A 23,188-nucleotide genomic window follows, 5' to 3' on the forward strand; every position below is an offset into this window, starting at 1 on the left:
CGGTCCCGCCCTTTTTTATGCATTTGTTTTTGACAAAATATTCCCTCGTAGTGGCGTAGATAATGCTTTGTGAGTCTTTAAAGAAAAACACTATCCAATCATGCGCCGGATTTTCTACATTCTCCTCCTGGTACTTGCCCGAATTGCCAATCTCAACGCACAGCAAATGTCCACAGCTAAGCCCTGGACCTATTGGTGGTGGATGGGTAGCGCGGTTACTAAGGCAGATATTACGGCCCAACTGGAGTATTTCAGTAAATCGGGTTTAGGTGGTGTGCATATCATCCCGATTTATGGGGTTAAGGGATATGAAAAGGCGGCGATACCATTCCTGGGAACGCAATGGCTGGAAGTAATGCAGCACACGATTCGTGAGGGGAAACGTCTCGGATTGGGCGTCGACATGACTACCGGAACGGGCTGGCCGTTTGGCGGACCTAATGTAACTCCGGCTACCGCGGCACAGACCATGTCGGTTGTAGACGGAAAGCCCACGGTGAAACCCACAGAGCAAAAAGTGAAACGCGCCGCGCCGGGGGGAGAGGGTTTCGTACTAGACCCTTTCAGCGCAACCGGAATGACGCAGTACCTATCGCGGTTTGATTCCGCATTCAGTAAGACCGCCGAGAAGCCAAGGTCGATGTACAATGATTCCTATGAAGCCTACGGGGCTAACTGGACGGAGGATTTTGCAGCGCAGTTCAAATCACGCAGAAAGTATGACTTGCTGGATAAACTAAACCTGCTCAACGACTCGACCGGCAATGCGGAAGCAACATTAGTCAAAATAGATTACCACCAGACGCTGGCCGAACTCCTTTTGGAACGATATGCAAAACCCTGGACCGATTGGAGCCGCCAACATGGCTTCGTGACGCGCTACCAGGCGCACGGCTCGCCGGGCAATTTGCTCGATCTGTATGAAGCCGCCGACATTCCGGAAACGGAATCATTCGGGACCAGCCGTTTCAATATCCCCGGCCTGCGCATTGATCCCGATTATTCGATCGATCAGTTCGGAACGCCTAATCCACTGGCGATGAAATTTGCTTCTTCGGCGGCACATTTGTCGGGTAAAAAGCTGGTGAGTTCTGAAACCGGTACCTGGCTCGCTAACCACTTCAAAGTGTCGCTTTCACAGGTTAAGCCGCAGATCGACGAGCTTTTTACGGCGGGTATCAATCATATTTTCTATCATGGATCAACCTATTCCCCCGAAAAGGAAGGGTTCCCGGGCTGGCTCTTTTATGCTTCCACTAATTTTGGCAAAACATCTCATTTCTCGGAGCATTTTCTATTGCTGAACGAATATGTGGAATGGTGCCAGAAACTATTGCAGGATAGCAGGCCCGATAATGATGTGTTGGTTTACTTTCCGATCCACGATTTGTGGGCTACCAAAGCAAAATCAGGCGGCGGTGTGCATTTGCTGGAAGTGCACCACGTCGACCGCTGGTTGCTGGATCTGCCTTTTGGAAAGCTGTCCGAGAGGCTTTGGAACGAAGGTTATGCATTCGATTTTGTGTCCGATTTGCAGTTGAAGAAATTTAAGGTTGATGCAAATGGTGCTTTGAGCTCTGGAAGCGTCACATATAAGACGTTGGTCATCCCTTCAACGACCTATTTGCCAGAGGAAACCTTGAAAGAGCTGTCGCGACTGGCTAGTGCCGGTGGAAAAATCGTGTTTGAAGGAAAGTTGCCCGATGTGGTTACTGGTAACGCAGACCATGACGACCGCCAGAAGGCATTTAGAGAGAGTTTAGCTCAAATTTCAAAACTTGGTAGTGTACGGGTATCGGACAACCTGCAAGCCGATCTAAAACGAAATGGAGTGGTGAAAGAGCAGTTGGCGGAAAAAGGGCTCACATTTATCAGGAAGACAGGTGCAAATGGCTTGCCGCTTTATTTCGTGGCAAATCTTGGAAATACATTCAAAAGTGATTGGGTTCGGATCGGGAAGGGCGAGATAATGTCACTGAATACACCGCTACGAGGCGAATCCCTCATGTACACAAGGACTGTAAATGGGCAGGAGGAAGTATTTCTAAGCCTCCTTCCCGGAGAATCAACCTTTCTGGAAGGTGCAGCGGATGGGTCGGATTTCCCATTCGCGAGCAAACCTGCGAAGGAATTAGAGATTAAGGGAAGTTGGGAAGTAACATTTGTCGCTGGAAAACCTTCCTTACCGGCGCCCGCGAAGTTAGCGACGCTTAAATCCTGGACTACATTACCCGATTCCGCTGAATATTTCTCGGGAAAGGCCCGCTATCGAATCACATTTGATTTGAAAGGGCCATTAAAACAATACGAAGGCGCAGGAATCAGTTTGGGTGATGTTCGGGAAGTGGCTCATGTAAAATTGAATGGGAAAGATTTAGGAACAGCCTGGCATATTCCATTTCAACTTTATGCTGGTGATGTATTAAAAGTAAAAGGCAATGTCCTTGAAATCGAAGTCACGAATCTCTCAGCCAATTACATGCGCCTCCGCGATCAGCAACTGCCCGATTGGAAGAAATTTTATGACATTAATATCGTAGACATTACCTATAAAAAATTCGATGCGACTCGCTGGTCACCGATGCCGTCGGGGTTACTCGGGCCGGTGAAACTGGTTTACTAATGCATTATTCCCACAGCGGATAATGTTCCAGCTGGATTTGCCGACCGAAGAAAATGTTGGTCGATTGCTCGAACGATAAGGTATAATCCGAAACATAGAACTGCCGCTTACCTTCTCCTTTCTCGTTGATAAGGTAATGCTGTTCGAGCCAGGCTTTCAACGACCGTGCTACAATGTCCGAAGTATCGAGCGTTTCCACGGTATCGCCGTAGAATTTGCGGATCTGACTTTTGATCAGCGGGTAATGTGTACAGCCAAGGATCAATGCCTCGATACCATTCAAAGATGGGTCAGAAAGGTAATTGGCAATCACGCTTTCACTGATATTGTTATCAAAAAAGCCTTCTTCAATCATCGGCGCGAGTAACGGCGTAGCCAGCGATTTCAGGTGGATGTTCCTGTCCAGCGCATCGACTTTCTTTTTATAAACATTGGAAAGTACCGTTTGCTTGGTCCCGATGAGGCCAATGGTTTTTCCTTCGTAATGCTCCTTCACATAATCGACCACCGGATCAATTACATTCAACACCTTCGCTTTGCTCCCTACGTACTCGCGCACGAGCTCATAGGCGGCCGCGGACGCGGAGTTGCAGGCAATGAGGATCAGTTTACAATTTTGCTGCAAAAGCATATTGCAGATTTTGATCGAATAAGCCTGGATGGCTGCTGTGGATTTGTCGCCGTAAGGCAAATGTGCCGTGTCGCCAAAATAGATGGTGTTTTCTTGGGGAAGCAACCGGGTTACGGCGCTGGCGACGGTCATACCGCCGATTCCGCTGTCAAAAATTCCGATAGGCGCAGAGGAGTCGAGCATTGGGGAAATGTCCTTTTGGTGGTAGATGAATGATATTCGCATCAAAGCTAAAAAAATATCAAAAAACTTTACCGGACACATGCAACCTCACGCAGAGGAATGCGCATCTTGCTGTTGAAACCACCAATGAGAATGGGTCGAATTTTAGCACTATTTAGTCAGGAAGCACAGCTCGTTAAAGCCCTCAGGAAGGAAGATCCTAAGGCGCAGCGACAGTTGTACGACAAGTACAGCCATCGAATGCTGGCTTTGTGCTTCCGCTATGTGTGTGACGAAATGGCGGCCGAGGATGTGATGGTGGAAGGATTTTTAAGGGTTTTTGAAAAAATAGGTCAGTTCAGCGGCGAGGGAAGTTTCGAGGGATGGATCAGGAGAATAATGGTGAATGAGTCGCTGGGATACCTCCGGAAACAGAAGCGGATCTTGGAAGACAACCTTTCCGACGAGGCCAATAACATCCCGGACTACATCCACGCCGATCAGAACCTGGAAACAGAAGAGCTAATGGCGCTCATCGAATCGTTGCCTGTGGGTTACCGGACAGTTTTTAACCTGTACGCGATTGAAGGCTACGCACACATTGAAATCGCCCAGATGCTGGGTATTACTGAAAGTACATCGAAATCACAGTTGCACCGCGCCCGGGCATTGTTGCAGAAAATGGTCGCGGAATGGCAGAATGATTATAAAAAAAAAGTAGACTATGAAAAAGCATCCTGTTGATGATCTTTTCAAACGTAAACTCGAAGGACTGGAAAGAACACCTTCGGAGCATGCGTGGCTGAAAATTCAGGAAAAGCAGCCCGGGAGTCATCGCTCAGCGAGGCATCGCTCGGTTGTGTGGGGTTGGTATGCTGCCGCCGGTGTAGCCGCGGCGGTGATGGGAGGTTACCTGGTTTGGCAAAATCAGCAGGCTTCACCGGGAGGTATCAAACCGGAGCAGACGATTGCTGCGACGAAACCAGATCAAAAGGATTCAGTAGTTTCCCCCATTGAAAATTCAAGAGTACCGGTTGATCAGCTGGCATCCATTGAAAAGGGAGGTAACGGATTGGTTAATGATCCAAAGGATTTGAAGCCGGCCGCTAATGCATCGGAAACTGCAAGGGCGAAAAGAGCCGCAAAACAAATACGCAAAACTGCCATTTCAGATGCTGAACAAATTCAGGAGGCACCGGTTGTGGCCATTACAGAAAAACCATCGGTTCCGGCCAACACAATACAACCGGAACCTGTAAATGCCCCTGTTTTACAGGGAGTAAAGACTTTGCCTGATGAGCCAGCTGTTAGTCAGGTAAGCAAGCCGGAACCGGAACCGACAAGAACGATTGTCGTGGCCGTGGAGACCGGTACTAATGAGGCGGATGACAAACCACGCGGTTCCCGGTTTTCACGGGTTTTCCGTCAGCTCAAAAACGCGAGGGCTGGTGAGAAAGTCGATTGGGATGAAGTGGGTTTTAATCCAAAAAGCCTTGTAGCACGTGTGGACGATCGCCTGCGTAACAAGGAAGAAAGAAGTTCAGACAAAGATCACCCTAAAGACAAGACAAAACTGTAATCTATTGTGCCATGAAAAGTAAAACATATGCGATGGCGATGCTGGTACTGCTGGTTGCCATTGGCGCGCGCGCTGGTTCTTTGAAATCCAACGATGAGTTTTTCCGCCCCGGCACCGGGGACAAGGATTCGATCATCGTAACATTCGGAGATAAAACACGGCTGATCATCTACGGAGAAAACCGGACCGAGCTTGAAAAGATCATGAAATATGACCTCAATGCATTGTTAAGGGACCTCAAAGTGAGATTAGATAGCACACAGGCCGACACGACGTTTTTGAGGGAGGAGTTCAACGGGAACAAATATCTGAAGAACCCGGACCAGGCGGCAGATAAGGATTACGTCAGGATTGGCCTTCGAGGTATTCACATTAAAGATGGCGACACGAAGGTTTCGATCGACGGCTCGGGTGTGGAAGTAAAGGAAGGCGACGAAGTCGTAGGTTCGGATTCAACTTACAGGCGTATCGGAAAGCGGTTTCACAGGAGTTCGTGGGGCGGTTCAAGTCCGAGGAAGGGATTTAATATCGCATTGGGCCTTAATACCTATGGTACCAATGAAAGCACACCGGGTTTCACAAAAAGCGATTACGACCTCAAACCGTTCGGCTCCCGCTTTGTGAGCCTGGGTTACGTGGCCAGCGCAAACGTGATCAAGGGGAAAGATGCCAGGCTGCACCTGGACTTCGGGATCGATTTTTCATGGTACAATATGATGTACGATGGCAACAATACGATCATCAAGACAGACGAGGGCGTCGAATTTCCGCTCGTGAAAGACGATGCCGGTCAGGAAGTTGAGTTAAAGAAATCGAAACTCGTCGTGCCATATGTGAACCTGTCGGTGATGCCGACGCTGAGTTTTTCCAGGTCGTTCATTTCCTACATCAGTGCGGGCGTATATGGCGGGTACCGCCTGGGCAGCTACACGAAGGTCCGGCGTGTGGGAACAAAGGATGTCGACCACGATAGGCGAAATTTCTACATCGAAGATCTGCGCTATGGTTTAGCAGCCGAAATAGGGATCCGTAACTTTCCTGACTTATTTGTGAGCTATGATTTGAACAATCTATATGAGGCTAATCGGGGGCCTTCGGTCCGTATGCTGAGTTTCGGGGTGAGATTGTTTTAAGTCGAAAAGTGCCTCTGGGGCCCGGAATCGCTGTTTTTGATTCCGGGCCGCTTTTTTTTTATTTTTTTTTCGAAAAGAATTTGAGAATCTAAAAAATGGGTATAATTTTGCGACTCCAAATTGTGAAACAAACGGTTTTCACGCTTGTGTTGAAATGTTGTCTGGGGGTGTACCAGAGTGGCCAAATGGGGCAGACTGTAAATCTGCTGGTGTATGCCTACGGTGGTTCGAATCCATCCGCCCCCACAGTTTGAGTCTGAAAAATGCTTCAAATATTACCAGTTTTGAGGCAATGACGAAAACAAATGCGGAAGTAGCTCAGCTGGTAGAGCGATAGCCTTCCAAGCTATAGGTCGCGAGTTCGAACCTCGTCTTCCGCTCCATTAGAAGCATCATCGAAGCGATTAGCGAAAACATTCAATAGATACTTTTTCGCTAATCGCTTTTTGGTTCTAATAAAGATTGCTTTTGTAGCTCAGGGCGGTCCGCCGATGCGGTAGAGCGTTTCCTTGGGAGGAAAGAAAAAGAAGTAATATTGCTTTTGTAGCTCAGGGGTAGAGCACTTCCTTGGTAAGGAAGAGGTCAGGGGTTCAAATCCCCTCAAAAGCTCACGATTTTTTGAGCACTTCCATTGGTAAGGAAGAAGTCAGGGACGGTCCGCCGCGCGGTTCAAATCCCCTCAAAAGCTCAGAAAGCAGGTTCCTCCTGCATTGGTTTTGATCCTGGTTTGGTAACGATTGCGGTGTTTGATTGCAGGAAGCCAGCGAGGATCAATTAGTAGTGTATAATAAATTCGTAATAACTTTTAATTTTAAGCGTACTTAAGTCATGGCAAAAGAGACGTTTGACCGCTCGAAACCCCACGTAAATATTGGTACTATCGGGCACGTTGACCACGGTAAAACTACCCTTACAGCGGCGATTACAACTGTGTTGGCTGATAAAGGTTTTGCACAGAAACGCGACTTCTCATCAATCGACAATGCTCCTGAAGAGAAAGAGCGCGGTATCACAATCAATACTTCACACGTAGAATACCAGACAGCCAACCGTCACTATGCGCACGTTGACTGTCCAGGTCACGCTGACTATGTGAAGAACATGGTAACTGGTGCTGCTCAGATGGACGGCGCGATCATCGTGGTTGCTGCTACTGACGGTCCTATGCCACAAACTCGTGAGCACATCCTTCTTGCCCGTCAGGTAGGTGTTCCTCAGCTTGTTGTGTTCATGAACAAAGTGGACATGGTTGATGATCCGGAACTTCTTGAACTCGTTGAGATGGAAATCCGTGAGCTTCTGAGCTTCTACGAATTCGATGGTGACAACATTCCAGTTGTACAAGGCTCTGCTTTGGGTGGTCTTAACGGCGATCCGAAATGGGTGAAAACAATCGAAGAATTGATGGATGCTGTTGATAGCTGGATTCCAATTCCTCCACGTATGACTGATCTTCCATTCTTGATGCCTGTTGAAGACGTATTCTCGATCACTGGTCGTGGTACTGTTGCAACTGGTCGTATCGAGCGTGGTGTGATCAACTCTGGTGATCCTGTTGATATCCTCGGTATGGGTGCAGAAGGTCTTAAATCTACCGTAACTGGTGTTGAGATGTTCCGTAAGATCCTTGACCGCGGTGAAGCCGGTGACAACGTAGGTTTGTTGCTTCGTGGTATCGACAAAGAAGATATCCGTCGTGGTATGGTAATCTGTAAGCCAGGTTCAGTTAAGCCTCACCTGCACTTCAAAGGTGAAGTTTACGTACTGTCGAAAGAAGAAGGTGGACGTCACACTCCATTCTTTAACAAATACCGTCCTCAGTTCTACTTCCGTACCACTGACGTGACAGGTGAAATCTCACTTCCAGCAGGTGTTGAGATGGTTATGCCAGGTGACAACATCACTATCGAAGTGAAGCTGATCAACAAAATCGCTATGGAAAAAGGTCTTCGTTTCGCGATTCGTGAAGGTGGACGTACCGTAGGTGCTGGTCAGGTAACTGAAATTCTTGACTAATCAAGATAGCAATAATAAAACAAGTGCATTTCTTCTGGAATGCACTTGTTTTTTATAAAAAAATCGTATCTTTGCAGCCCCAATGAGTGGGTTGCGCGATAAACGGGTGTAGTTCAAGGGTAGAATAGCGGTCTCCAAAACCGTTGATGGGAGTTCGAATCTCTCCACCCGTGCATAAATCGAAAAGGTGAAATGGAAAAATTTACTTCTTTTTTGAAAGCGTCCTGGGAAGAAATGACCCAGCATGTAACATGGCCGCCTTTCAACGAGCTGCAAGCCAATACCACTCTGGTGCTTGTAGGTTCGCTCATTTTTGCCTTTGTGGTAGGTGTGATGGATTTCGTTTTCGAAAACGCACTGAAACTGTTTTACCAGTCTTTCTAAGGCTATTTTATCAAAGATAACCCCTCGAAAGGTATGAGTAGTCTAAATTGGTTTGTATTAAGGGCAGTGTCTGGGCAAGAGAAAAAGATCAAGTCCTACATTGAAAATGAAATCACACGCCAGAAGTTAAACGAATTTGTTCCGCAGATCCTGATCCCTTCCGAGAAGATCTATGAAATGCGCAACGGCAAGAAGCGTGTGCGGGAAAAGAACTTTTTCCCTGGTTATATTATCATTTCAGCCGATCTGTCCAAAGGAGAGGTTCTGCACATTATTACAAGTATTCCCGGCGTAATTGGTTTCCTGGGCAATGCCGAAGGAAATTCCAAAGTGCCTGTACCTCTTCGCCAGTCGGAAATTAACCGGATCCTCGGTAAGGTCGACGAAGCAGAGCAGCACGAAGAAGCGCCAAGCATGTCTTTCATCAAAGGCGAGACTGTGAAAGTCGTAGATGGTCCGTTCAGCGGGTTTATCGGTCTGGTGGAAGAAGTATTCGATGAGAAGAAAAAACTCAATGTAGTTGTAAAAATATTCGGGCGTAATACACCCGTGGAACTCAGTTACGCACAAGTAGAAAAGGATAGTTGAGCGAATAGCGGGCAGGTAGGCTTCCAACTGCATGTGAGCCGCTAGTCAATCAATGAACCGACAAATTCCAAAACAATGGCAAAAGAAATAGGTGGATACGTCAAACTGCAGGTGAAAGGTGGCCAAGCCAACCCATCACCTCCGATTGGTCCTGCATTAGGATCGAAGGGTTTGAATATCATGGAGTTTTGCAAGCAGTTCAATGGCCGTACCCAGGATAAAATGGGTGTGGTATTGCCGGTAGTTATTACATACTACAAAGACAAGTCTTTCGACTTCGTCATCAAAACCCCCCCGGCCGCTATTCTTCTTCTGGAAGCCTCAAAAGTGAAGACAGGTTCGGCTCAGCCAAACCGTATTAAGGTAGGATCAGTTTCATGGGATCAAGTTAAAACGATCGCTGAAACTAAAATGCCCGACCTGAACTGCTTCACCGTAGAGTCTGCTATGAAAATGATCGCGGGAACGGCTCGTAGTATGGGTATCACCGTGGCTGGCAAGGCCCCATGGGAAGAAAACAACTGAGCGTAGATTTATAGATACGCCAAAGAAACAAAGAACATGGGAAAATTGACCAAAAAGCAAAAAGAAGCTCTTTCAAAATACGACGCAACCCAGGCTTATACCCTGGAAGCAGCTGCGGATGTTCTGAAAACGATTTCCTATACCAAATTTGATGCTTCCGTAGATATCGACGTTCGTTTGGGCGTAGATCCTCGTAAAGCTGACCAAATGGTACGTGGCGTGGTAACACTGCCACACGGAACCGGAAAAGAAGTTCGTGTATTGGTGCTGTGTACTCCCGACAAGGAGTCAGAAGCGAAAGAGGCAGGAGCGGATTATGTTGGTCTTGACGAATACATTACAAAAATCGAGCAAGGCTGGACAGACATCGACGTGATTATTACAATGCCGAGTGTAATGGCAAAAGTAGGTAGACTTGGAAAAGTGTTGGGTCCTCGTGGTCTGATGCCAAATCCTAAGTCAGGAACTGTAACTCCGGATGTAGCGAAAGCTGTAAAGGAAGTGAAGGCTGGTAAAATCGACTTCAAAGTCGACAAAACCGGTATCATTCACACCAGCATCGGAAAGGTATCTTTCGGGACTGATCAGCTTGCACAGAACGCAACGGAGGTTATCAATACCTTGGTTCGCCTTAAGCCTTCATCGGCAAAAGGTACTTACGTAAAAAGCATTCACTTGTCAAGCACGATGAGCCCGGGTGTTATTATTGACAAAAACACGATTCCAGGACTGTAATATGACACGGGAAGAAAAAGCAGTAATTATTGACGAATTAAGTCAGAAATTCGCCAGCACGCCATACTTCTACATTACCAACGCAACCGGCATGACCGTGAGCGAGGTAAACACTCTCAGAGGCCTTTGCTTCGAGCGTGGTGTTGAGTATCGTGTTGTGAAGAATACATTGATAAAAAAAGCGCTCGAAACACTAGATACGGACTATTCTTCTTTCGACGAGGTGTTGAAAGGATTTTCCGGAGTAATGTTTCACCCGGAGTCAGGTAAAGTACCTGCGCAACTGATTAAGGATTTCAAAAAGAAATCAGGTAGCGACAAACTGAAGTTCAAAGGAGCTTCTGTGGACACTGCCCTATTTGTTGGAGAAAGCCAGCTTGACGTTCTGATTTCACTGAAATCGAAACAAGAACTGATCGGCGAAGTAATCGGATTGCTGCAATCACCTGCCAAAAATGTTATCGGCGCTCTTACAAGCGGCGGACAGAACCTGGCCGGTATTCTGAAAACTTTATCTGAAAAAGAGGACTAATTTGAATAGCCAGGTTAAGCTCTCCGGGTTAAAATAAATAGAGCTTTTTTAAAATCATCTTATTGTATAATCAAAAAAATCTAAATAAAAATGGCAGATTTGAAAGCTTTCGCAGAACAGCTTGTTAACCTTACGGTTAAAGAAGTGAACGAATTGGCTGCAATTCTTAAAGACGAGTACGGTATTGAGCCAGCAGCTGCTGGTGCAGTAATGGTAGCAGGTCCTGCTGGTGGTGCTGGTGCTGATGCTCCTGCGGTTGAAGAAAAAACATCTTTCGATGTAATCTTGAAATCAGCTGGTGCAGGTAAACTTGCTGTTGTGAAGTTGGTTAAAGACCTTACTGGTCTTGGCCTGAAAGAAGCGAAAGAACTCGTTGACGGCGCTCCAAAACCTGTAAAAGAAGGTGTTGCGAAAGACGAAGCTGACGCTTTGAAAAAGCAACTTGAAGAAGCTGGTGCAGAAGTTGAAGTGAAGTAATTTGCTCCACAGCATTAGACGATAAAATTCTACGGGAATAGGCCTGACAACCGTCAGGTCTTTTCCTGTTTTGTATACCAACCAAACGAAAAAGGCTTTTTTATCGTTCTGGTAAAGGTGGTAACGAGATTGCCCCCTGTAATCCCCTCAAGCTGATTGCCCGAAACACTTCTTTACTCGTAGGAAAGGAGAACAGGGGCGTCAACTTTACTCTTCTACGAGGCAATAGATTAGGTTAAAACTAATTAGTTTTTCTGCTAACCCAAATCACACATAGCCTTGGCTACAATTAATCCAAAAACACCAAGAAAGAACTTCTCTCGGATTAATCAGATTATCGATTATCCGGATCTTTTGGGAATCCAGGTACAGTCGTTCCGTGATTTCTTTAGTCTGGATACCTCGGTTGAAGACCGTTCCGGAGAAGGATTGTACAAAGTTTTCGCTGAAAACTTCCCCATCGCCGACTCCCGTGAGAATTTCGTTCTCGAGTTCATCGATTATCTCCTTGAACCACCGAAGTACTCTGTCGACGAATCCATTGATCGCGGTCTGACTTACGCAGTACCTTTGAAGGCCAAACTGCGGCTGATCTGTAACGACGCCGATCATGAAGAATTTGAAACCATTGAGCAGGAAGTGTTCTTAGGGAACATTCCTTACATGACTGAACGCGGTTCGTTCGTGATCAATGGTGCTGAGCGTGTAATCGTTTCTCAGCTTCACCGTTCACCAGGCGTGTTCTTCTCGATGAGCAAGCACACCAACGGTTCTAAACTATATTCTGCGCGGATTATTCCATTCAAAGGTTCCTGGATCGAATTCTCTACGGACGTGAACAACGTGATGTATGCGTACATCGACCGTAAGAAAAAATTCCCTGTAACCACACTTTTGAGAGCGATCGGTTTTGGATCTGATAAAGACATCCTCGACCTGTTCGGCCTTTCGGAAGAAATCAGCGCGACACCTGCTAACCTGAAAAAGGCAGTTGGACGCCGGTTGGCGGCAAGGGTTCTCCGCACATGGACTGAGGACTTCGTGGATGAGGATACCGGCGAGGTAGTCTCGATTCAGCGTAACGAAGTATTGCTGGAACGTGATTCTTCCATTTCAGCAGATGATATCGATGTAATCCTGGAATCAGGACAGAAATCGATCATCATGCACAAAGAGGACATGAACGTTGCGGATTATAACATCATTTATAATACGCTTCAAAAAGATAGCTCAAACTCCGACAAGGAAGCTGTTGAGCAGATTTACCGCCAGCTGCGTAACGCAGAAGCACCGGATGAGCAAACTGCACGTGATGTGATCCAGAGCTTGTTCTTCTCTGACAAACGTTATGACCTGGGTGATGTTGGCCGTTACCGTATCAACAAGAAATTGGGATCGGATACCAGCCTGGACGTTCGCGTTCTGACAACTGGTGATATCGTTTCCATTGTGAAATACCTGATCGGTCTGATCAATGCGAAAGCGGTGGTCGATGATATCGACCACTTGTCAAACCGTCGTGTACGTACGGTGGGTGAGCAGCTTTACGCACAGTTCGGTGTAGGTCTTGCGCGTATGGCGCGTACGATCAAGGAACGTATGAACGTGCGTGACAACGAAGATTTCAAACCTGTTGACCTGATCAATGCAAGAACATTGTCATCGGTAATCAACTCGTTCTTCGGTACCAACCAGCTTTCTCAGTTCATGGACCAAACGAACCCATTGGCTGAGATTACGCACAAACGTCGTATGTCGGCACTTGGGCCAGGTGGTCTTTCCCGTGAAAGAGCAGGATTCGAGGTTCGTGACGTTCACTACACCCACTACGGGCGTCTGTGTACAATCGAAACGCCGGAAGGTCCGAACATCGGCCTGATCTCGTCACTTTGCGTATTCGCGAAAGTGAACGGTATGGGCTTCATCGAAACACCTTACCGTGTAATCGATAGCACAGGTAAGCTGACGAACGAGCTGATCTACATGACGGCGGAAGAAGAAGATTCCAAGTACATCGCTCAGGCTAATGCCTCTGTTGATAAGGAAGGAAACTTTACCGTTGAAAAAATCAAAACACGTTTCGAAGGTGACTTCCCGATGGTGGATCCTTCGCAAGCGTCATATATGGACGTTGCCGCGAACCAGATCGTATCTGTTGCGGCTTCGCTGATTCCGTTCCTGGAACACGATGATGCTAACCGTGCCTTGATGGGATCCAACATGCAGCGCCAGGGTGTGCCTTTGTTGCGTCCACAGGCTCCTATCGTAGGAACTGGTCTGGAACGCCGCGTGGCAATGGACTCACGTGCATTGGTAGTAGCGGAAGGCGACGGCGAAATCGAATTCGTAGACGCGAAGAAGATCGTTGTGAAATACGACCGTACGGACGAAGATCGCCTCGTTAGCTTCATCGAAGACAGCGTTTCTTACGACCTCGTTAAGTTCCGTCGTACCAACCAGGATACCTGCCTCAACCTTCAACCAATGGTACTTAAAGGCCAGAAAGTGAAGAAAGGCGAGCCGCTTTGCCAGGGATATGGTACAGAAGGCGGTGAACTTGCATTGGGCCGTAACCTTCTGGTTGCATTCATGCCTTGGCAGGGATACAACTTCGAGGATGCGATCGTAATCTCTGAAAAAGTGGTACGCGACGATATCTTTACTTCGATCCACATCGAAGAATTCGAACTCGAAGTGCGTGATACCAAACGCGGAGAAGAAGAATTGACCGCTGAGATCCCGAACGTAAGCGAGGAAACTGTTAAGAACCTCGACGAAAACGGTATCGTACAAGTAGGTACGGAAGTTAAAGAAGGTGATATCCTGATCGGTAAGATCACTCCAAAAGGTGAATCTGATCCTACCCCGGAAGAGAAACTCCTTCGTGCGATCTTCGGTGATAAGGCTGGTGATGTGAAGGATGCTTCCAAAAAAGCACCGCCATCGATGAAAGGCGTCGTAATCGATACCAAACTGTTCTCGCGCCCAACCAAAGAAGAGCGTGCAAAACACAAAGACGAGCTTCGTCTGTTGATGAAAAAATACAGCCGTGACCTGACCGCATTGCGTGGTCGTGTGATCGACAAGCTGGTTACATTGACTGACGGCAAAACAAGTTCAGGCGTTAAGCACAAATTCGGTGACGAGTTGATCAGCAAAGGAATGAAGTTCAACGTGAGAAATATCTCCGAGAATCTTTTCCCTGCCAATAACCCGTACCGCGATGAAAGCCAGTATGCGGTTCCCGAAGAGGTTAACCTCATCGGAGACGTTCTGACTGATTCTTGGACCGAAGATGCGGATACCAACCGTCAGGTTTCTCTGGTATTGAAAAACTACCTGAACGCCCGCAGCGAAATCATGGGCCGCTTCAAACGCGATCGTTTTGCATTGGAAGTAGGTGATGAATTGCCTGCTGGTATCGTGAAACTGGCGAAAGTATATATCGCTAAGAAACGTAAACTGAAAGTAGGGGATAAAATGGCAGGTCGCCACGGTAACAAAGGGGTTGTTGCCCGTATCGTACGTGACGAAGATATGCCATTCCTGGAAGACGGAACGCCGGTTAACATCGTGTTGAACCCACTTGGGGTACCTTCACGTATGAACATCGGTCAGATCTACGAAACCATCCTTGCATGGGCTGGTCTGAAACTCGGCCGCCGTTACGCAACACCGATTTTTGACGGTGCTACGGAAGCGGAAGTTGCTGCCGAGCTGAAAGAAGCAGGTCTGCCGGATTGGGGACGTACTTATCTGTACAATGGTTTGACTGGTGAGCAGTTCGACCAGCCGGTAACAGTCGGTCTGATGTACATGATGAAACTGGGCCACTTGGTTGACGATAAAATGCACGCGCGTTCTATCGGACCATACTCGCTTATTACGCAGCAACCGCTGGGTGGTAAAGCGCAGTTCGGTGGACAGCGTTTCGGTGAGATGGAAGTGTGGGCGCTTGAAGCGTTCGGTGCATCGCACATTCTTCAGGAGATCCTTACCGTGAAATCCGATGATGTGGTGGGCCGCGCGAAAGCGTATGAAGCGATCGTGAAAGGTGAAAACCTTCCGAAACCAAATATCCCAGAGTCATTCAACGTACTTGTTCACGAGCTTCGTGGACTAGCATTGGAGATTACACTGGACTAATTTCTAGTCGTTGGCGCGGGCAACCGCGCCATAGAAATGCAAACAAATTAGTTTCGACTAACAGACAAACGACTCTTTATTATGTCTTTCAAAAAGAATAAAAAATTAAACAGCGACTTTTCCAGAATGACGATCAGTCTGGCGTCACCGGAGTCTATCCTAGAAAGCTCCTTCGGTGAAGTAACCCAGCCTGAAACCATCAACTACCGGACCTACAAGCCGGAGATGGGAGGTCTGTTCTGCGAGCGCATTTTTGGTCCTGTAAAAGACTGGGAATGTCACTGCGGGAAATACAAGCGCATTCGCTATAAAGGAATTATCTGCGACCGTTGCGGTGTAGAGGTGACCGAGAAAAAGGTTCGCCGCGAGCGCATGGGTCACATTGAATTGGTGGTTCCTGTTGCACATATCTGGTATTTCCGCAGCTTGCCGAACAAAATCGGTTACCTGCTGGGACTTTCTACCAAGAAACTCGACCAGATCATTTATTACGAACGGTACGCGGTTGTTCAGCCAGGTATCAAAGAAGAGGACGGCGTTGGCTACCTTGACTTCCTGACCGAAGACGAATACCTCGACATCGTAGACAAGCTCCCACGCGAGAACCAATTGCTTCCTGACACGGATCCCAACAAATTCATCGCGAAAATGGGTGCCGATGCTCTGGAAATGCTGTTGAGCCGCATTAAGCTCGACGAACTTTCTTATGAACTCCGTCACCAGGCTGCTACCGACACTTCTCAGCAACGTAAAGCGGAAGCTTTGAAACGTCTGAAAGTGGTTGAAGCGTTCCGTGATGCGAACACCCGTATCGAAAACCGCCCTGAATGGATGGTGATCAAAATGGTACCGGTTATTCCACCGGAATTGCGTCCGCTTGTACCTCTGGATGGTGGTCGTTTCGCGACCTCGGATTTGAACGACCTTTACCGTCGTGTAATTATCCGTAACAATCGTCTGAAACGTCTGATCGAGATCAAGGCACCTGAGGTGATCTTGCGTAACGAGAAGCGTATGTTGCAGGAAGCGGTTGACTCGCTTTTCGACAACAGCCGTAAAGTGAATGCGGTACGTTCAGAAGGTAACCGCGCTTTGAAATCACTTTCAGACATGCTGAAAGGCAAACAAGGCCGTTTCCGTCAGAACTTGCTTGGTAAGCGCGTCGACTACTCTGGTCGTTCGGTTATCGTGGTAGGTCCTGAGCTGAAACTGCACGAATGCGGTTTGCCGAAAGATATGGCGGCTGAGCTTTTCAAGCCGTTCATTATCCGTAAGCTGATCGAGCGCGGAATCGTTAAAACTGTAAAATCAGCGAAGAAGATCGTAGACCGCAAGGATCCTGTGATCTGGGATATTCTCGAAAACGTATTGAAAGGTCACCCGGTATTGCTTAACCGTGCTCCGACACTTCACCGTTTGGGTATCCAGGCATTCCAGCCTAAACTGATTGAAGGTAAGGCGATCCAGCTTCACCCATTGGTTTGTACGGCATTCAACGCTGACTTTGACGGTGACCAGATGGCGGTACACGTACCACTGGGTCAGGAAGCCGTATTGGAAGCGTCCATGCTGATGCTTTCTTCACACAACATCCTTAACCCTGCCAACGGTGCGCCGATCACGGTACCATCTCAGGACATGGTTTTGGGTCTGTATTATGTGACCAAAGGACGTGTAAGCACAGAACAATACCCGATTATCGGTGAAGGCAAGATCTTCTATGGTCCGGATGAAGTGATCATCGCGATCAACGAAGGCAAACTTTCGAAACATGCCAATATCAAATGCCGTCTCCGCGTACGTAACGATGACGGAACATTTGAAACCAAATTGGTTGATACCGTTGCCGGACGTATCCTGTTCAACCAGGCTGTTCCCGAAGAAGTAGGTTATATCAACGAATTGTTGACTAAAAAGAAACTTCAGCAGATCATCGGTTTGGTGTTCAAACAAGCTGGTGTGGCACGTACAGCACAATTCCTTGACGAGATCAAGGAACTTGGTTTCCAAATGGCCTTCAAAGGTGGTTTGTCAATGGGATTGGACGATGTAATGGTTCCTAGTGAAAAAGAAAAACTCATCGAGCAGGCGAAAGCGGATGTTGAAAACGTCTGGAACAACTACCTGATGGGTCTTATCACTGAGAACGAACGTTACAACCAGGTTATCGATATCTGGACGCGCGTTAACTCACGCATTACAGAGACGTTGATGAAGCAGCTGGAAACAGACAAAGGCGGATTCAACTCTATCTATATGATGATGCACTCGGGAGCCCGCGGTTCACGCGAGCAGATCCGTCAGTTGGGTGGTATGAGGGGTCTTATGGCCAAGCCTCAGAAAAACATCGCTGGTGGTGCGGGTGAAATCATCGAAAACCCGATCCTTTCCAACTTTAAGGAAGGTCTCGACGTTTTGGAATACTTTATCTCTACCCACGGTGCGCGTAAAGGTTTGGCCGATACAGCATTGAAAACTGCGGATGCGGGTTACCTGACCCGTCGTTTGCACGACGTTGCACAAGACGTGGTAGTAGTGGAAGAAGACTGCGGCTCGCTCCGTGGTATCGCGATCTCGGCATTGAAAGACAATGAAGATATCGTAGAGCCATTGTCAGAGCGTATCCTCGGTCGCGTAAGCGTACACGACGTGTTCGATCCGTTGACCAACGAATTGATCCTTACGTCGGGACAGGAAATCACAGAAGAAATTGCTTCTTACATCGATGAGACGGCGATTGAAACTGTTGAAATCCGTTCGGTACTGACTTGCGAAACCCGTGACGGTGTTTGTGCAAAATGCTACGGACGTAGCTTGGCGTCTGCCCAGATGGTGAACATCGGTGAGGCAGTAGGTGTAATCGCTTCCCAGTCAATCGGTGAGCCGGGTACACAGCTGACACTCCGTACATTCCACGTGGGTGGTACGGCTTCCAACATCTCTGTTGAAGCCAACATCAAAGCGAAATTCGACGGTTTGATCCAGTTCGAAGATCTTCGTTTGGTACAATCTGTTAACTCAGAAGGCGACGAAGTGACAGTAGTAATGGGCCGTTCAGGTGAAGTGAAAATTATCCACCCTGAAACGAAACAACTCCTGATCTCGAATAACGTGCCTTACGGTGCGCATTTGCAGGTGAAAGAAGGTGATACCGTATTCAAAGGACAGGAACTTTGTACCTGGGACCCTTATCACGCGGTAATCCTTTCAGAATTCACCGGAACCGTTTCCTTCGACGCTATCGAGGAAGGTATCACATTCCGTGAAGAATTTGACGAACAAACAGGCTTCCAGGAGTCGGTGATCATTGAAACGCGTGACAAAACCAAAAACCCGGCTATCGTGGTGAAAGGTAAGTCTACCTTGTTGAAAGATCAGACTGAAAAAGGTTATAACCTTCCTGTGGGTGCACGTTTGGTTGTGAAGGCAGGTGCAGCTATCAAGGCTGGTCAGCCGCTGGCGAAAATCCCACGTGTTGTTGGTAAAACACGCGATATCACGGGAGGTCTGCCACGTGTAACCGAATTGTTCGAAGCACGTAACCCGTCGAACCCTGCAACGGTTTCTGAAATCGACGGTGTGGTATCTTATGGTGGCGTAAAACGCGGTAACCGTGAAATCCATATCGAATCGAAAGATGGAACGCAGCGTCGTTACATGGTACCTCTGTCGAAACACATTCTGGTTCAGGATGGTGACTTCGTAAGGGCCGGTGACCCGCTTTCCGATGGAGCTATTACCCCTGCGGATATCCTTTCTATCAAAGGGCCAACCGCGGTTCAGGAATACCTGGTGAACGAAATTCAGGAAGTATACCGTCTGCAAGGTGTGAAGATCAACGATAAGCATATCGAATGTATCGTACGCCAGATGATGCAGAAAGTGGATATCCTGGATGCTGGTGACACCAACTTCCTCGAAATGCAGGCTGTGGACCGCGTTGTATTCCGCGAGGAAAACGACAAGATCCTGGATATGAAAGTGGTTGAGGACTCTGGTAGCTCCGAAACACTGAAGCCTGGTATGATCGTTTCGGTACGTCGTTTGCGCGATGAGAATTCGAGCCTGAAACGTCGTGACCTGAAACTGGTTACCGCCCGTGATGCGCAAGCTGCGGTTGCGAGACCTACGTTGATGGGTATCACACAGGCTTCTTTGGGTACTGAAAGTTTTGTTTCCGCGGCGTCATTCCAGGAAACAACCAAAGTACTGAGCGAAGCGGCTGTTCGTGGAAAACGCGACGAACTGAAAGGTTTGAAGGAGAACGTGATCGTAGGTCACCTGATCCCTGCCGGTACAGGTATGCGTCAATACGAAAACCTGATCGTAGGTTCGAAAGAAGAATACGATGCGTTGTCAGATTCTCGCGAGAGACAATCACGCAAGAAAAAAGAGTTGGCGTAATCCAGCTGATTATAAGTAAACAAAGAGCCGGCCTGCATTAGCGGGACCGGCTCTTTGCTTTTCGATGCCCGGTATTTTTAGTAATTTCCCCAGTAAATTCAATAGCGCAGCTATTTAAAACCAGCAATGAAAGAAGAAACTAAGGAAAACGAACAACAGATCAATGTCGAACTGTCTGAAGAAATGGCAGAGGGCGTGTATTCCAACCTGGCGATGATCGCCCACTCCAATAGCGAATTTATTCTTGACTTCATCCGCCTGATGCCCGGCGTTCCCCGTGCCAAGGTGAAAGCGCGCATTATCGTGACGCCCGAGCATGCAAAGCGCCTCGTAGCTGCATTGCGCGATAATATTCAAAAATACGAAGACCAATATGGCCCCATCCAGAATTCACAGGACAGTGAGCCAACATTCAACTTCCCTATTAGTTTCGGAGGCCCGGGCGGCGAAGCGTAAGCGCGGCTATATCGCTATCAGTCAAGCACTTCGCGAATAAGGAGTTTGGCTTCATTGGTGATTTTTTGTAACTTTTGCCAAACTCTTAATCACCATGGCATTATTCAAACTTACAATCAACAACCGCGCATATAGCGCAGAAGTGGAGGGCGACACTCCGCTCCTGTGGGTATTGCGTGATAATCTGGGCCTTGTAGGTACCAAATATGGATGTGGTATCGCACAATGCGGAGCCTGCACCGTTCACCTCGATGGCAAGGCGGTACGTTCCTGTGTACTGCCGGTCTCGTCGGTAGGCAAGGCAAAAGTGACCACGATCGAAGGACTATCCGAAAAAGGCGACCACCCGGTTCAGAAAGCCTGGGACGAAGTGGATGTGGCACAATGTGGTTACTGTCAGGCAGGCCAGATCATGACTGCCGCTGCATTCCTCAAAGAAAAACCCAAACCAACCGAAGAGGAAATCGTGGGAGCGATGAGCGGCAACCTCTGCCGCTGCGGAACCTATCACCGCATTCGTGAAGCAGTGAAAGTTGCAGCCACTAAAACCAACTGACCATGAGCACAATCAATCAAGCATCGCGTCGCGACTTCATGAAGATCGCGGCGGCGGCCGGTGGCGGTTTGTTCCTGGGCTTCAACTGGTCGGATTCAAAGGCGGCACCTGTGGTGGTGGATGCCAAACATATAGCCGCAGGGTCAGTGAAATTCAATAGCTACCTGTCAATCGGTTCAGATAATAGTATTACCATTGTTTCTCCAAATCCCGAGATCGGGCAGGGCATCAAAACGGCATTTCCGCTGGTAGTGGCCGAAGAACTCGACGCCGACTGGAAACTGGTGAAGACCGTACAGGGTAACCTGGATACTGCGCACTTTGAACGCCAGGTAACGGGCGGCAGCGGCGCGGTACCGCATTCCTGGGAGCGCTTGCGAAAGGCCGGTGCCACCGCACGTCATTTGCTGATCAATGCGGCCGCCGCTAAATGGGGCGTGCCGGCTTCCGAAATCACCACGGCGGATAGCAAGCTCTTCCACAAAGCATCGGGCAAATCCGCTAGCTACGGGGAGTTTGCAGAAGCGGCGGGTAAGCTCACAGCACCAGGCGACATCAAACTGAAAGACGAAAAGACTTTCAAGCTGATCGGACAATCGGTCAGGAATGTTGATAACAAGAATATAGCAACCGGTAAACCGCTTTTCGGGCTTGATTTCTATCGGGAAGGAATGCTTTTCGCATTGATCCAGCGCCCTAAGGCATTTGGATTGAAACTCAAATCGGTGGATTCGGCAGCAGCCAAGGCCATGCCGGGTATCGTCGATGTCGTTACTTTCGAAAACAGCGTTGCGGTAGTCGGAAAATCAACCTGGCAATGCAAAAAGGCGAAAGACGCCCTTAAAATTGAATACGAAAAAGCCGCCGAGCTGGAAAGTTCCGAGGACCATAACCGAATTTTCTCCAATCTTATGGACAATGGCGAAGCCACTGTCCGTCGTAAAAACGGAGATGTGGAGGCGGCATTCAAGAGCGCTGCGAAAGTCATTAAGGCAGAATACCAATGCCCGTTCCTGCCCCACAGCCCGTTGGAACCGATGAATTTCTTCGCACACGTACGCGAGGACGGCGTGGAGCTCGTAGGCCCGACGCAAACGCCTGACCGCGCACGTGGGGAGGCAGCCAAAATTACCGGCTTCCCGCCCGAAAAAATCACCGTGGAAATCACACGCCAGGGCGGTGGTTTCGGACGCAGGCTTTCCGCCGACTTTGCGATCGAGGCCGTACACGTATCCAAACTGGTGAAAGCGCCGGTTAAGGTAATATGGACGCGGGAAGATGATATGACCGGCGGCACGTACCGTCCGGCAGTGCGCTATCGCTTTGAGGCTGCATTGGATAAAAACGGCGAAATGATCGGTTATAAGCTGCGTGGCGTAGGTATCAACTCGGGTAATCCTACCCGCGAGGATAACTTCCCGTCCGGTTCGGTGGATAATCTCCTGATCGATTCGGTGGAGCACAAATCGGCCATTACCACCGGCCCGTGGCGCGCACCGATTACCAACTTCCTGGCCTATGCCGAGCAGTCGTTTATCGACGAAGTAGCGGAAGCAGCAGGAAAAGACCCCATCGAATTCCGGCTTGCGCTTTTGGAAAAGGCAAAAAAATCGCCGGCAGGCGAAGTGAAATATGATGTCGACCGGATGATTGCGGTGATCAAACTGGCAGCCGAGAAAAGTAATTGGGGTAAGAAAAAAGGCGTTCACCAGGGTTTCAGCGTTTACTTCTCGCACAGGTCGTACGTTGCGCAGGTGGGGGAAGTAGTCGTTGAGAAAGGAAAACCAACTTTGAAAAATATCATCGCGGCGGTGGACTGCGGCATTGTGATCAACAAAAGCGGCTCATTGCAGCAGGTACGCGGCGGGGTTGTGGACGGGATCGGCCACGCAATGTTCGGCAATATGACTTTCAAAGGCGGCGCGCCCGACCAAAGCAATTTCAACGGCTTCCGGTTGATTCGCATGAATGAAATTCCGGAGGTGGATGTGCATTTTGTTGACAATGGCATATCGCCAACCGGCCTGGGAGAACCCGCATTGCCGCCTGCCGGAGGTGCGGTAGCGAATGCATTCTATAAAGCTACCAAACAACGCCTTCGGAATCAGCCTTTTATTAATGAAGAGGCATTCAAAGGCATTTCGTAAGTATTAATTCGTGCAAATTCCAAGACAGTAAGATGAAAATGTGGTACCGCATTTTTATCTTACTGTTTTTATTTATGTTCTTCCTAAACCATTG

The 23,188-nt window shown here is 48.3% G+C and carries 17 protein-coding genes and 4 tRNA genes; 20 read left to right on the forward strand and 1 reads right to left on the reverse strand.

Going from position 1 to position 23,188, the window contains the following annotated elements:
* Window positions 1-100: 100 nt before the first annotated feature.
* Window positions 101-2,623: a glycosyl hydrolase gene (locus AAHB90_RS17490; RefSeq protein ID WP_342086496.1), complete on the forward strand. Its 2,523-nt coding sequence runs from the start codon at window positions 101-103 to the stop codon at window positions 2,621-2,623.
* Between the two features lie 4 nt (window positions 2,624-2,627).
* Here AAHB90_RS17490 and murI read toward each other — a convergent pair whose 3' ends face one another.
* Complete coding sequence (murI, locus tag AAHB90_RS17495) at window positions 2,628-3,437, reverse strand: glutamate racemase (RefSeq protein ID WP_342086497.1); 810 nt, start codon at window positions 3,435-3,437, stop codon at window positions 2,628-2,630.
* 132 nt (window positions 3,438-3,569) lie between these two features.
* Here murI and AAHB90_RS17500 point away from each other — a divergent pair, with 132 nt between their 5' ends.
* The 19 genes from AAHB90_RS17500 to AAHB90_RS17590 all read left to right on the forward strand — a co-directional run bounded on the left by AAHB90_RS17500 (window position 3,570) and on the right by AAHB90_RS17590 (window position 23,094).
* Window positions 3,570-4,160 carry an RNA polymerase sigma factor gene (locus tag AAHB90_RS17500; protein ID WP_342086498.1) on the forward strand — a complete coding sequence of 197 codons (591 nt, stop codon included), beginning with the start codon at window positions 3,570-3,572 and terminating at the stop codon, window positions 4,158-4,160.
* Window positions 4,141-4,995, forward strand: a complete 855-nt coding sequence (locus AAHB90_RS17505; RefSeq protein WP_342086499.1) for a hypothetical protein — start codon at window positions 4,141-4,143, stop codon at window positions 4,993-4,995. The genes AAHB90_RS17500 and AAHB90_RS17505 overlap by 20 nt, the downstream gene beginning before the upstream one ends.
* Before the next feature lie 11 nt (window positions 4,996-5,006).
* On the forward strand, window positions 5,007-6,128 hold the full coding sequence (locus AAHB90_RS17510) for a hypothetical protein (RefSeq protein WP_342086500.1): 1,122 nt from the start codon (window positions 5,007-5,009) through the stop codon (window positions 6,126-6,128).
* A 163-nt stretch (window positions 6,129-6,291) separates the two neighbouring features.
* Window positions 6,292-6,374 (forward strand) — tRNA-Tyr (locus AAHB90_RS17515).
* A gap of 61 nt (window positions 6,375-6,435) precedes the next feature.
* A tRNA-Gly gene (locus tag AAHB90_RS17520) sits at window positions 6,436-6,511 on the forward strand.
* Window positions 6,512-6,665: 154 nt separating this feature from the next.
* Window positions 6,666-6,737, forward strand: a tRNA-Thr gene (locus tag AAHB90_RS17525).
* Window positions 6,738-6,956: 219 nt separating this feature from the next.
* Window positions 6,957-8,144: an elongation factor Tu gene (tuf, locus tag AAHB90_RS17530; RefSeq protein ID WP_342086501.1), complete on the forward strand. Its 1,188-nt coding sequence runs from the start codon at window positions 6,957-6,959 to the stop codon at window positions 8,142-8,144.
* 102 nt (window positions 8,145-8,246) lie between these two features.
* Window positions 8,247-8,317: transfer RNA gene (locus AAHB90_RS17535), tRNA-Trp, on the forward strand.
* 19 nt (window positions 8,318-8,336) lie between these two features.
* Window positions 8,337-8,528, forward strand: a complete 192-nt coding sequence (gene secE, locus AAHB90_RS17540) for a preprotein translocase subunit SecE (RefSeq protein WP_138368217.1) — start codon at window positions 8,337-8,339, stop codon at window positions 8,526-8,528.
* A 33-nt stretch (window positions 8,529-8,561) separates the two neighbouring features.
* Window positions 8,562-9,116: a transcription termination/antitermination protein NusG gene (gene nusG / locus AAHB90_RS17545; protein ID WP_015812908.1), complete on the forward strand. Its 555-nt coding sequence runs from the start codon at window positions 8,562-8,564 to the stop codon at window positions 9,114-9,116.
* A 75-nt stretch (window positions 9,117-9,191) separates the two neighbouring features.
* Window positions 9,192-9,641, forward strand: coding sequence for a 50S ribosomal protein L11 (rplK, locus tag AAHB90_RS17550; RefSeq protein WP_019944910.1), 450 nt, complete (start codon window positions 9,192-9,194; stop codon window positions 9,639-9,641).
* Between the two features lie 36 nt (window positions 9,642-9,677).
* Window positions 9,678-10,376, forward strand: a complete 699-nt coding sequence (gene rplA, locus AAHB90_RS17555) for a 50S ribosomal protein L1 (protein ID WP_342086502.1) — start codon at window positions 9,678-9,680, stop codon at window positions 10,374-10,376.
* A gap of 1 nt (window position 10,377) precedes the next feature.
* A complete protein-coding gene (gene rplJ, locus AAHB90_RS17560; protein ID WP_090381982.1) occupies window positions 10,378-10,908 on the forward strand; it encodes a 50S ribosomal protein L10 in 531 nt (176 codons plus the stop codon).
* Between the two features lie 90 nt (window positions 10,909-10,998).
* Window positions 10,999-11,385 (forward strand): 50S ribosomal protein L7/L12, encoded by a 387-nt coding sequence (gene rplL, locus AAHB90_RS17565; protein WP_015812904.1) that lies wholly within the window; start codon window positions 10,999-11,001, stop codon window positions 11,383-11,385.
* 279 nt (window positions 11,386-11,664) lie between these two features.
* A complete protein-coding gene (gene rpoB / locus AAHB90_RS17570; RefSeq protein WP_342086503.1) occupies window positions 11,665-15,531 on the forward strand; it encodes a DNA-directed RNA polymerase subunit beta in 3,867 nt (1,288 codons plus the stop codon).
* A gap of 81 nt (window positions 15,532-15,612) precedes the next feature.
* Window positions 15,613-19,935: a DNA-directed RNA polymerase subunit beta' gene (gene rpoC, locus AAHB90_RS17575; RefSeq protein WP_342086504.1), complete on the forward strand. Its 4,323-nt coding sequence runs from the start codon at window positions 15,613-15,615 to the stop codon at window positions 19,933-19,935.
* A gap of 126 nt (window positions 19,936-20,061) precedes the next feature.
* Window positions 20,062-20,391, forward strand: coding sequence for a DUF3467 domain-containing protein (locus tag AAHB90_RS17580; protein WP_342086505.1), 330 nt, complete (start codon window positions 20,062-20,064; stop codon window positions 20,389-20,391).
* Between the two features lie 94 nt (window positions 20,392-20,485).
* On the forward strand, window positions 20,486-20,947 hold the full coding sequence (locus tag AAHB90_RS17585; RefSeq protein WP_342086506.1) for a (2Fe-2S)-binding protein: 462 nt from the start codon (window positions 20,486-20,488) through the stop codon (window positions 20,945-20,947).
* 2 nt (window positions 20,948-20,949) lie between these two features.
* Window positions 20,950-23,094: a xanthine dehydrogenase family protein molybdopterin-binding subunit gene (locus AAHB90_RS17590; protein ID WP_342086507.1), complete on the forward strand. Its 2,145-nt coding sequence runs from the start codon at window positions 20,950-20,952 to the stop codon at window positions 23,092-23,094.
* Window positions 23,095-23,188: the final 94 nt, after the last annotated feature.

This window comes from Dyadobacter sp. OTU695 (assembly GCF_038440355.1).
In the GTDB taxonomy this organism is placed as follows: domain Bacteria; phylum Bacteroidota; class Bacteroidia; order Cytophagales; family Spirosomataceae; genus Dyadobacter.